This window comes from Bowdeniella nasicola (assembly GCF_001907295.1).
Lineage (GTDB): Bacteria > Actinomycetota > Actinomycetes > Actinomycetales > Actinomycetaceae > Bowdeniella > Bowdeniella nasicola.
Window position 1 is genome coordinate 20,237 of record NZ_MQVR01000022.1, and the last position, 10,832, is coordinate 31,068.

At 66.5% G+C, this 10,832-nt stretch carries 9 protein-coding genes and 1 other RNA gene; 6 read left to right on the top strand and 4 right to left on the bottom strand.

The features are described from left to right. Positions 1–26: 26 nt before the first annotated feature. Positions 27–1,451 (top strand): type I glutamate--ammonia ligase, encoded by a 1,425-nt coding sequence (glnA, locus tag BSZ39_RS05245; RefSeq protein WP_073716323.1) that lies wholly within the window; start codon positions 27–29, stop codon positions 1,449–1,451. Here glnA and BSZ39_RS05250 read toward each other — a convergent pair. After that, positions 1,448–4,369: a bifunctional [glutamine synthetase] adenylyltransferase/[glutamine synthetase]-adenylyl-L-tyrosine phosphorylase gene (locus BSZ39_RS05250; protein ID WP_143180381.1), complete on the bottom strand. Its 2,922-nt coding sequence runs from the start codon at positions 4,367–4,369 to the stop codon at positions 1,448–1,450. The genes glnA and BSZ39_RS05250 overlap by 4 nt on opposite strands. Positions 4,370–4,371: 2 nt before the next feature. Further along, the gene (locus BSZ39_RS05255) at positions 4,372–5,703 is read right to left on the bottom strand and encodes a glutamine synthetase family protein (RefSeq protein ID WP_073716325.1); all 1,332 of its coding nucleotides are present in this window, start codon (positions 5,701–5,703) and stop codon (positions 4,372–4,374) included. A gap of 90 nt (positions 5,704–5,793) precedes the next feature. Here BSZ39_RS05255 and nadE point away from each other — a divergent pair, with 90 nt between their 5' ends. Together nadE and panB are read left to right on the top strand one after the other, a co-directional pair. Next, positions 5,794–7,377 carry an NAD(+) synthase gene (gene nadE, locus BSZ39_RS05260; RefSeq protein WP_073716326.1) on the top strand — a complete coding sequence of 528 codons (1,584 nt, stop codon included), beginning with the start codon at positions 5,794–5,796 and terminating at the stop codon, positions 7,375–7,377. Then, positions 7,374–8,273 carry a 3-methyl-2-oxobutanoate hydroxymethyltransferase gene (gene panB / locus BSZ39_RS05265; RefSeq protein WP_245792431.1) on the top strand — a complete coding sequence of 300 codons (900 nt, stop codon included), beginning with the start codon at positions 7,374–7,376 and terminating at the stop codon, positions 8,271–8,273. The genes nadE and panB overlap by 4 nt, the downstream gene beginning before the upstream one ends. A 6-nt stretch (positions 8,274–8,279) precedes the next feature. Here the strand turns inward: panB and BSZ39_RS05270 are convergent, their stop codons facing one another. Further along, positions 8,280–8,462 (bottom strand): hypothetical protein, encoded by a 183-nt coding sequence (locus tag BSZ39_RS05270; protein ID WP_073716327.1) that lies wholly within the window; start codon positions 8,460–8,462, stop codon positions 8,280–8,282. A 55-nt stretch (positions 8,463–8,517) separates the two neighbouring features. Between BSZ39_RS05270 and map the strand changes: the two genes are divergently transcribed. Both map and ppgK read left to right on the top strand, forming a co-directional pair. Next, positions 8,518–9,402 (top strand): type I methionyl aminopeptidase, encoded by an 885-nt coding sequence (map, locus tag BSZ39_RS05275; protein ID WP_073716328.1) that lies wholly within the window; start codon positions 8,518–8,520, stop codon positions 9,400–9,402. A gap of 12 nt (positions 9,403–9,414) precedes the next feature. Then, positions 9,415–10,167, top strand: coding sequence for a polyphosphate--glucose phosphotransferase (gene ppgK, locus BSZ39_RS05280; protein WP_073716329.1), 753 nt, complete (start codon positions 9,415–9,417; stop codon positions 10,165–10,167). A 1-nt stretch (position 10,168) separates the two neighbouring features. Here ppgK and rnpB read toward each other — a convergent pair. Continuing rightward, positions 10,169–10,517, bottom strand: an RNA gene (gene rnpB / locus BSZ39_RS05285) — RNase P RNA component class A. 32 nt (positions 10,518–10,549) lie between these two features. On the opposite strand from rnpB, the gene BSZ39_RS05290 reads away from it, so the two are divergent. Next, positions 10,550–10,765, top strand: a complete 216-nt coding sequence (locus BSZ39_RS05290) for a hypothetical protein (RefSeq protein ID WP_143180382.1) — start codon at positions 10,550–10,552, stop codon at positions 10,763–10,765. Positions 10,766–10,832: the final 67 nt, after the last annotated feature.

Consider the following 10,832-nt stretch of genomic DNA (forward strand, 5'->3'; position numbering starts at 1 on the left):
GGCACTTCGCACTGAAAGGCCTACCCATGTTCACGAGCCCTGAAGAGGCTATTGAATACACGAAAACTGAAGGCATCCAGTTCATCGACGTCCGGTTTTGCGACCTGCCGGGCATCATGCAGCACTTCAATATCCCCGTCCAGGCATTCACCCCGGAGCTGTTCACCCAGGGCCTGATGTTCGACGGGTCCTCGATTCGCGGCTTCCAGGCGATCCACGAATCGGACATGAAGCTCGTCCCGGATATCTCCAGCGCCTTCATCGACCCGTTCCGTCCCGCGAAGACCCTGGTCGTCAACTTCTTCATCGTCGACCCCTTCACCGATGAGCCCTACTCGCGCGACCCCCGTAACGTCGCGGCGAAGGCCGAGGCCTACCTGAAGTCGACGGGCATCGCCGACACGGCTTACGTCGGCGCCGAGGCGGAGTTCTACATCTTCGACGACATTCGCTTCGCGACGAGCGCCGCCGGCGGCTATTACCACATCGATTCCGAGGCGGCCGCGTGGAATACCGGACGCGTGGAAGACGGCGGCAACCGTGGTTACAAGACGCCCTATAAGGGCGGCTACTTCCCCGTCTCCCCCTCCGATCATTTCTGCGACCTGCGCGACGAGATGGTTCGCCTCATGTACTCCGTCGGCCTAAACGTCGAGCGCAGTCACCACGAGGTCGGTACCGCGGGCCAGCAGGAAATCAACTACACGTTCGACACGCTGACCGCCGCCGGCGACGACATGATGAAGTTCAAGTACGTCATCAAGAACGCAGCCTGGGCCGCCGGCAAGACCGCGACGTTCATGCCGAAGCCCATCTTCGGCGATAACGGCAGCGGCATGCACTGCCACCTGTCGCTGTGGAAGGACGGCAAGCCGCTGTTCTACGACGAGTCGGGCTATGCGAACCTGTCCGACACGGCGCGCTGGTTCATCGGTGGTCTCATCGACCATGCGCCGAGCCTGCTCGCGTTTACGAACCCGTCGGCGAACTCCTACCACCGGCTCGTGCCGGGCTTCGAAGCGCCCGTGAACCTCGTGTACTCGGCGCGCAACCGCTCGGCGTGTATCCGCATCCCGATTACGGGATCGTCTCCGAAGGCTAAGCGCGTCGAATACCGCGTGCCGGACCCGAGCGCGAACCCGTACCTCGCGTTCTCCGCTCAGCTCATGGCGGGCCTCGACGGCATCCGCAACCGGACCGAACCGCCGGAGCCGATCGACAAGGACCTGTACGAGCTGCCGCCGGAGGAGCACAGCGAGATCCCGCAGCTGCCGTACACGCTGGATCAGGCGCTCATCGAGCTCGAAAACGATTTCGATTACCTGACCGAGGGTGACGTGTTCACCACGGATCTGATCGAGACGTGGATCGACTACAAGCGCACCCACGAGATCGAGCCGCTGCGCCAGCGGCCGCATCCGCACGAATTCGAGCTGTACTTCTCGCTCTAAGTTCCATAGATCAGGGGCTCGGCGACCGCGCGTGCTTGGCGCGATCGCCGGGCCCACTGTTCATCAAACTCGTCGCGCTCGGCGACTCTTTCGCCGACCATGCCCGCAATGAGTTCACGCTCGTGGGCGTCGGCGGGCAGTACATCGATCGCGTCCCAGCTGCGGCGGAGCGCGAGCGTTGCCGCCGCGCGAATATGGCTCGCCATCCGCCACGCCGCCAGGAGCGGCGCGGCCTGATCGTCGCTGACGTATCCGAGCTCGCGTGCCGCGTCGATCGCCTCGCGGGTGCGCGGGGTGCGCAGCTGGGCGTGCTCGTGGCCGTGCTGCAGCTGGATCAGCTGGATCGCCCATTCGACATCGGCGAGCCCGCCCGGCCCGAGTTTGACGTGGCGGGCATGGGCCACGCCGCGCGGCAGCCGTTCGGATTCCATTCGCGCCTTGATGCGCCGGATCTGGCGTAGGTCGGAGCCGGACAGCCCGCTAGCTGGGTAGCGCGCCGCGTCGATGCCCGCCGCGAGTCGCGCGTGCACATCCTCTGAGGCCTCGACGATGCGCGCGCGCACGAGCGCGTGCTTCTCCCAGGGTTCGGCGTGGTGCGCGAGGTAGTCGAGGTAGGAGTCCACGGAGCGCGTCAGGGCGCCCGATTTGCCCTCGGGACGCAAGGAGAGGTCGATGGCGAGGGCGGGCGCGGCCATGGAATCGGCGAGCAGCGCGCGCCACCGTCCCACGATCGCGTGGGCGTCTGCGGCGAGGTGCTCGCCCTTACCGTCGTAAAGGACGACCGCATCGACGTCGGAGGCGTAGCTCATCTCGCACCCGCCGGTGCGCCCCATCGCGATGATCGCGATCTCGCCAGTGAAGGGTCGGCCGTTTTCGTCGGCGAATTCGGCGATGGCGGCGCGCAGGGCGTAGCGCACGATGGTGTCGGCGACGGCGGTGATGGCCTCCTGCCGCTTCGTCGAGACGCCCTCGATGACATCGGCAAAGGCCGCCCGCACGAGTTCGCGCTGGCGCAGCCGACGCAGCATAAGGGCGCGCGTCGGCGCATCGTGGTGGCGCGAGAAGATCGCGTCGACCTCGGATTCGAGCTCGGCGGGTGTGCGCGGGGCGAGCTGGGCCTTCTCGGCGAGCCACCTCACCGAGGTCGGGACGGCGACGATCTGTTCGCCGAGGAAGCGGGAGCGCGACAGGCAGTGTGCGAGGGTGTAGGCGACGTCGCCCTCGTCGCGCAAAAAGCCCAAATACCAGTGGGTCGAGCCGAGCTCGTCGGAGAGCTTACGGAAGGCGAGCAGGCCGCCGTCGGGGTCGGGTCCGGCGGCGAACCAGGACAGCAAGACGGGCAGCAGCTGGCGTTGGATCGCGGCGCGGCGCGAGATCCCCTCGGTGAGCGCCGCGATGTGTCGCAGGGCCGCGTTCGGGTCCCGGTAGCCGATGCCGGTGAGGCGGTCGCGCGCGGCCTCGGGCTGGAGCGCGACGTCGGCGGCGGACAGTTGCGCCGTCGCGGGCAGCAACGGCCGGTAGAAGATCGCCTCGTGCAGCGAGCGGACCTTGCGGCGCACCGCATGCCACTGTTCAGTCACGTCGGCGCAGTCCATGAGGCGTGACAGGCGCTTAAGATCAGCGGGCGCGGTCGGCAGCGTGTGGCTGCGGCGCAGGCGATGGAGCTGAATGCGGTGTTCGAGCGTGCGCAGCCACGTGTAGCAGGCGGTGAGGTCCGCGGCGGCGTCGCGCCCGATATAGCCGCCCGCGGCTAGCGCAGCGATCGCGTCGATCGTTGCGCGCACACGCAGGGTGTCATCGGTGCGGCCGTGGACGAGCTGGAGCAGTTGGACCGTGAACTCCACGTCACGCAGCCCGCCCGCGCCGAGCTTGATGTGGCGGTCCTCATCGCGCGGCCGCAAGGTCTGTTCGACGCGGCGGCGCATCGCCTGGGTGTCGGCGACGAAGTTCTCGCGCTCGACGGCTGCGTAGGCGAGCGGGTAGATCTCCGCCTCGTACGCGGCGGCGAGTTCCCGGTCCCCTGCCACGGGCAGTGCTTTGAGCAGCGCCTGGAACTCCCACGTGTGCGCCCACCGCCGGTAGTAGCTGCGGTGCGCGTCGAGCGTCTTAACCAGCGGCCCGTCGCGCCCTTCCGGGCGCAGGTTGAGGTCGATCGGCCACAGCGGCGGCTGTCCGCTGTCATCGCTCGCGCTACAGATATCGATGACCTCGCGCACGATGATGCCCGCGCGCTCAAGGACATCCTCTTCGGTAAGGCCGCTGCCAGCTGGCACCTGGGTGACGGGGATGAGGTCGACGTCGGAGATGTAGTTGAGTTCCCCGCCGCCGGTCTTGCCCATGGCGACGAGGATGAGCGGGACGTGCCCGGCACCCTCGTGCCGCGTGCGCGCAAGGTCGAGCGCGGCTTGCAGGGCGGCATGCACGAGGCGAGCAATCGCCTGGCCGACCGCCGGCATCGTGTCCGGGGTGTGCGCGGCGAGGTCGGCGATCGCGATTGCGGCCAGCTGGCGGTAGTAGCACTCGCGCAGCTCGCGGGTGTTGGCCACACCCCCCAGGTCCGGTTGGCGTTCCAGCGCGGCGGCGGGTTCGGTGAGGGCGGTGAGCGCGTCGGCGTCGCGGACGAAGATCTCACCGAGCGCACGCGAGGCGCCAAGTACGCGCACCAGCAGCGCACGCTGCTCCGCGTCACGCCAGCAGTGCGAGAAGGCATGCGGGTGGGTCTCGGCGAGACGCACAAGTTCGAGCAGCGCCTGATCCGGGTCGGCCGCGTCGGCGAGGTCATCGGCGAGCGGCGCAAGCACGTCGCCGACCCCGAGAGCGGTCGCGAGGGAGCCTAGGAGCCGCTCGGCCGCGGCGGTGTTGGTGAGCCGGGCTCGGGTCAGCAGTGCCGAGGGGTCGGATGCTTGCCGTCGCGCCATCGTCAATGCAGCGGCAGGAAGCGCGCGAGCTCGAATTGCGTGATCTGAGCGCGGTAGTCCTGCCACTCCCGATTCTTATTGCGGATGACGAATTCGAAGGCGTCCTCGCCGAGGGTCTGGGCCATGAGTTCGGAACCTTCGAATAGCTCGACGGCGCGATGCAGCGACGATGGCAGCGCGTCGATGCCGAGGGCCTTGCGTTCGCTGCCCGACAGCCGCCAGACATCGTCCTCGGCGCCCTCGGGCAGGTCGTATTCACCCTCGATTCCGGCCAGGCCCGCCGCGAGGAGAACCGCGAACGCGAGGTAGGGGTTCGCCGACGGGTCGAGCGCACGGTATTCGACGCGGGCCGACTGCGACTTATCGGGTTTCGCGAGCGGGACGCGCACGAGCGCGGAGCGATTGTTGTGTCCCCAGCAGATATAGCTCGGGGCCTCTCCCCCGCCCCACAGGCGCTTATAGGAGTTCACGTGCTGACACGTGACGGCCGTGAACTCGGGGGCGTGGCGCAGCAGCCCCGCAATGAAGCGGCGGCCCGTCAGCGAGATTTGGTACTGGCCCGCCGGGTCGAAGAACGCATTGCGGTCGGCCTCAAACAGCGACAGGTGCGTGTGCATGCCCGAGCCGGGCGCGTCGATCAGCGGTTTCGGCATGAAGGTGGCGACTACCCCGTTTTCCTGCGCGACTTCGGCGACGACGGTACGGAACGTCATGATGTTATCGGCCGTCGAAAGCGCATCGGCATAGCGCAGGTCGATCTCATGCTGACCGGGCCCGCCCTCGTGGTGGGCATATTCGACGGGGATGCCCATCGCCTCCAGGCGGCTGACAACCTCGCGGCGGACGTCGGTCCCGCGCGCGGAGATCGTGTGCTCGAAATAGCCCGCGTTATCGATCGGCAGCAGCCTGCCCTCGGCCAGCGCCTCGGCGTCGAAGAGGTAGAACTCGATTTCGGGGTGCGTATAAAAGGCGAGCCCCGCATCCTCGGCCTTGGCGATCATGCGCTTGAGGACCTGACGCGAGTCGCCACGCGCGGGCTTGCCTTCGGGCGTGAGGATGTCGCACAACATCCGCGCGAGTCCCGTCTCCGGGCCCGAGAGCACCTGGAAGGTTTGCGGGTCGGGCCGCGCGATCATGTCCGCCTCGAAGACGCGGGCGAGCCCTTCGACGGCGGATCCGTCGAAGCCGACACCTTCGGTGAAGGCGCCCTCGAGTTCGCCGGGCGCGATCGTCACGGATTTGAGCACCCCGAGGACGTCGGTGAACCACAGCTGGAGAAAGCGGATGTCGTGCTCTGCTACCGAGCGGATGACGTGTTCTTGCTGCCGGTCCACTGAGGCTCCCTCGCGGTTATCCATGGTTTCGCCTGCCCCAATTTTTGCACGGCGTGCGCACCACTCACGCGAGGATGGCATGCTTGTGCCATGAACTCAACCCGGATTGCCCTCGCCCAATTGAATCCGAGAACGGGCGACCTTGAGCGCAACGTCGCCGCGATCAAGGCGGCCGCCGAAAAAGCCCGCAGCGCCGACGCTGACTACCTCATCTGCCCGAGCGGTGCGCTCGCGGGCGGCAACCTCAAGCATCTCGTCGACCAGTTCGATTTCTGCCGCGCGGTGACTGCGGCAGCCGCGGAACTTGCCGAGGGCGAAGCCGACGTGTGCATCGTCTTGCACGAACCCGCGCTCGTCGGCCCCGGGGCCGATGCCACCTCCGCGTGGGTCGAACTCGCCGAAGGCGAGGTCACGGAGCTGGGCGATCTGGAAGGGCTCGACGGGATCGTCTTCACCCCGGCCGGTCCCCTCCTACTGCGCTCCATGCCGGCGCTCACGCTTGATCTGGAACTCGACCTGGACCTGTATGAGGTCGCACCGGTCGCGACCGTCGTCGTCGACCAGGGCGTGTTCTTCACCGAACACGAGACCGACCGCGCTGCCCTGCTGCGCAGCTATCAGCTCCGCAACGACGCGCCCCTGCTCTATACAAACCTCGTCGGTGCGCAGGACTCCTTCGTCTACGACGGCGGCACGTGTGCCCTGGCCCGCAGCGGCCGCGTGATCGCGCGCGCGGAGGATTTCCAGGAGGACGTGCTCGTGGTCGATCTTGCCGACGACGGCCATCTCGCCTCCGACAGTGGCGTCGCGCAGCCGTATGAGCGCGCCGAGGCCGTTTATCGGGCGGCGACCGTGGGGCTGCGCGATTACGTGCAGAAAAACGGTTTTTCCAAAGTCGCCCTGGGTCTTTCGGGCGGCATCGACTCCGCCCTCGTCGCGGCAATCGCCGCCGATGCAATCGGTGGCGAAAACATCATCGGAGTCTCGATGCCCTCGCGCTATTCCACGGACCATTCCCGCTCCGACGCCGACGAGACCGCGAGCCGCCTCGGACTTGACTACCGGGTGCAGCCGATCGGGCCGATCTTCGACGCGTTCGAAGGGGAAATGGATTTGAGCGGAATCGCGGAGGAAAACCTGCAGGCCCGAATCCGCGGCATGATTCTCATGGCGATCTCCAACTCCGAAGGCGCGCTCGTGCTCGCGACCGGTAACCGGACCGAGGTCGCGGTCGGCTACTCCACGATCTACGGTGACTCGGTCGGCGGCTTCGCCCCGATCAGCGACATCCCGAAGACGCTCGTGTGGGAGATTTCGCGCTGGCGCAATGAGCGCGCCAAACAGCGCGGCGAGGTCGAACCGATTCCCGAGCATTCGATCACGAAGCCACCGTCGGCCGAGCTTCGTCCGGGCCAGCAGGATACCAATTCGCTGCCCGACTACCCGGTCCTCGACGCGATCGTAACCGCCCTCATCGACGAGGGAGCGTCCGTCGCCTCTCTTGAGCGCGACGGCTTCGATCCGGAAACGATCGATAAGGTCGCGGGTCTGATCAAGCGCGCCGAATGGAAGCGTGGCCAGATGGCGATCGGTCCGAAAGTCTCCAAGGTAACCTTTGGGGTGGACCGGCACTACCCGGTCGTGAACGCGTTTTCTACCAGGAGCCAATCATGACGAGCGACCCACAGATGCGACCGGCACCCGCCACGCCGCCGATCGGAGTGGCCGTTGGCCAGGGGCAGCCGAAGGACGGGAAGAAGGGCGTTCCGGTCCCGGGCCGGGTCCGTGTCCATCACCTGAAGAACATGAAGGAGCGCGGTGAGCGCATCACGATGCTCACCGCCTACGACGCCGTCACGGCCCGGATCTTCGATGAGGCCGGCATCGACACGCTGCTCGTCGGGGACTCCATCAGCGATAACATGCTCGGCTATTCCTCGACGATCCCCGTCACGGTCGACGAGATGATCCCCGCAGTGCGCGCGGTCAGCCGCGCCACCCAGCGCGCCCTTGTCATCGCCGACTTACCGTTCGGCTCCTATGAGGCCAGCCCGCAGCAGGCCCACGCGACCGCCGTGCGCATGCTGAAAGAAGCCGGCGCACACGCCGTCAAGTTTGAAGGCGGCGCCCACCTCGCGGGCCACGTCGAGCTCCTCACGCGCGCGGGCATCCCCGTCGTCGGCCATCTCGGATTCACGCCGCAGTCCGAAAACGTGCTCGGCGGCAAGCGGGTGCAGGGGCGGGGCGAGCAGGCCGAAATCCTCGTCGAAGACGCGATCGCCCTGCAGGATGCGGGCGCGATCATGGTCGTGCTGGAGATGGTGCCGGCGCCGCTCGCCGAGCGCATCAGTGAAGTGCTTTCGATCCCGACCATCGGGATCGGGGCGGGCAACGCCTGCGACGGACAGGTCCTCGTGTGGACCGATATGGCCGGGATGACGAACTGGTCGCCGCGATTTGCCAAGCAATTCGGGCAGGTCGGCGCGGAGCTTTATGCCGCGGCGCGCGCGTACAAGTACGAGGTGGGCGAGGGATCCTTCCCCGCCGCCGAGCACTCCTACCAGGAGTAGGCCTGGCTAGTCCTCGTCATTCCACGCCCGGTCGTCTTTTTCCCACCTTTCGTTGCGTTCCTTCGCGATCGCCATCGCCTTTTCGGCTTCCTCCCGGCTGGCGTAGGGGCCCATCCGGCCGCTTGCGCCGGTCTGGCGACCTTCTTCGACCTGGCCCGTGGCCAGAACGTAGTAGTACTCGGTAGCCATGGCTGCTCTCCTTCGCGGTTCGTATCGAGGGCCTCACGAGTCTTAAGATCGACATATGACTGCGATCGATCATGCTCCCCGTGGCCCCCTGACGCCTGGGGTCCTGTCCCCCAAACGTACCGTTCCCCCCGCGATTGCGCGCCCGGAATACGTGGGGCGCACGGGCCCAGAGCGGGTCACGGCCTCCGATGTGAAGACCCCTGAAACGATCGAAAAGATCCGCGCCGCGGGCACGATCGCGGCCAATGCGCTCGTTGAGATCGGCAAGCTCATCGCACCCGGGGTCACGACCGATGCGATCGATAAGCTCGGGCATGAATTCCTCATCGATCACGGCGCGTACCCGTCGTGCCTGGACTACCAGGGGTTCAAAAAGTCCGTCTGCACCTCGCTGAACGAGGTGATTTGCCACGGGATTCCGGACGACACGGTGTTGCAGGAAGGCGATATCGTCAACGTCGATATCACCGCCTATAAGGACGGCGTGCACGGCGATACCAACGTCACCTTCCTCGTCGGCGAGGTTGATCAGGCGGCCCGGGAGCTCGTCGAGCGCACGAAGGTCGCGATGGAGCGCGGCATTAAGGCGGTCAAGCCCGGGCGCGAGGTCAACGTCATCGGTCGCGTGATCGAAAAATACGCGCAGCGCTTCGGCTACGGCGTCGTCCGCGAATACACCGGCCACGGCGTCGGCGAAGCCTTCCACTCCGGCCTCATCGTCCCCCACTATGACGCGGCGCCGATGTACGACACCGTGATGGAGGTCGGCATGGTCTTTACGATCGAGCCCATGCTCACGCTCGGCAGCGCCGAGTCCTACCAGTGGGACGACGGCTGGACCGTCCTCACCTCCGATGGGTCGCGATCTGCCCAGTGGGAACATACGATCGCTGTAACGGAGACGGGGGCGGACATTTTGACGCTGCCCTCCGCCAGATAGCAAAGGAGCATCATGAGCCACGCATTCGGAATCGATATCGGCGGATCGGGGATCAAGGGAGCGCCCGTCGATCTTGCGGCGGGCCAGTTCGCCGCCGATCGCTACCGGATCCCGACCCCGGAAAAGTCGACCCCCGATGCCGTGGCACAGGTGTGCGAAGACCTGATCGCACATTTCGATCTCGCGCCTGAGGTCCCCGTCGGCATCACCTTCCCCGCACCGATCAAGCACGGCACCGTCGGGTTCATTGCAAACCTCGACCAGTCGTGGAAGGGCGTCAACGTCCCCGAATTGCTCACCAAGCGCCTCGGACGTGAGGTCACGGCGGTCAACGACGCGGATGCGGCCGGCTATGCCGAAGTCCGCTACGGCGCCGCGAAGGACCAGGATGGCCTCGTGATCGTCACGACGCTCGGCACCGGCATCGGTTCCGCGTTCATTTTTAACGGCGAGCTCATGCCCAATACCGAGCTCGGGCATTTGGAGCTCGACGGTCACGTCGCCGAGCACCGCGCCTCGGCGGGCGTGCGGGAGGCCAACGAGTGGAGCTTTGCCAAGTGGGCGAAGAAGCTGCAAAAGTACTACGCGTATGTCGATAAGCTCTTCTCCCCCGACCTCATCGTCGTCGGCGGTGGCGTGTCGAAATATCACGAAGAGTTCTTGCCGCGGATCTCGGTGCGCTGCCCGATCGTGCCCGCGCAGCTGCGCAACCAGGCGGGTATCGTCGGCGCCGCCGCGCTCGCCGCGGAAGGCTACAACGGGTGACGGGACGAGTCGGCCGATACGCCGGGTTCTGTTCCGATCCGAAGATCGGCGGCGACCATCTATCTTGGCGTGACGTTACCGTCACGCTCTAGCAACCTACCCGCAGGTGTTGAGCGGGCCGCTCGCCTGCTGCGCGGTCTTGCACCGAACGGGGTTTACCTGGCCGCTGCCGTCACCGACAGCGCCGGTGGTCTCTTACACCACCCTTTCACCCTTACCTCGGCATAGCCGTGGCGGTCTACTCTCTGTTGCACTTTCCCGCGGGTCACCCCGGGTGGGCGTTACCCACCGTTCTGCCCTGCGGTGCCCGGACGTTCCTCGACATCTGCCGCGGTCGCCTGGCCGACTCGTCCGCCCTCATCCTACCGCTAGGCTGGTCCCCGTGATGATCGCGCTGCCCCCGTCTGAGGGGAAGACCCTGCCGGAGCCGGCCAGACCTGTCGACCTCGCCGAGCTCGCCCTTGGCCAGCTATCGAAGGCCCGCGCGCGCATTGCCGCGGCCCTCGCCGAACTCGGCACCGGTGATGCCGCCGCCGAAACGCTGTCGGTCGGCCCGAAGGCACGCGCCGACCTGGTCAAGTCCCTTGTAGTGGTGTAACGGCGTTTTCCTCTCGTTTGGGGTTTTAGCTTGCTAGTGCGGGCGTGTCGGTATCGGTCATGGTCGT

Bases quoted from the DNA above. Each gene is read 5' to 3' on its own strand.
- BSZ39_RS05250 (WP_143180381.1), bottom strand. From the start codon at position 4,369: ATGGCGCGACGGCAAGCATCCGACCCCTCGGCACTGCTGACCCGAGCC.
- nadE (WP_073716326.1), top strand. From the start codon at position 5,794: ATGAACTCAACCCGGATTGCCCTCGCCCAATTGAATCCGAGAACGGGC.
- glnA (WP_073716323.1), top strand. From the start codon at position 27: ATGTTCACGAGCCCTGAAGAGGCTATTGAATACACGAAAACTGAAGGC.
- ppgK (WP_073716329.1), top strand. From the start codon at position 9,415: ATGAGCCACGCATTCGGAATCGATATCGGCGGATCGGGGATCAAGGGA.
- map (WP_073716328.1), top strand. From the start codon at position 8,518: ATGACTGCGATCGATCATGCTCCCCGTGGCCCCCTGACGCCTGGGGTC.
- BSZ39_RS05270 (WP_073716327.1), bottom strand. From the start codon at position 8,462: ATGGCTACCGAGTACTACTACGTTCTGGCCACGGGCCAGGTCGAAGAA.
- panB (WP_245792431.1), top strand. From the start codon at position 7,374: ATGACGAGCGACCCACAGATGCGACCGGCACCCGCCACGCCGCCGATC.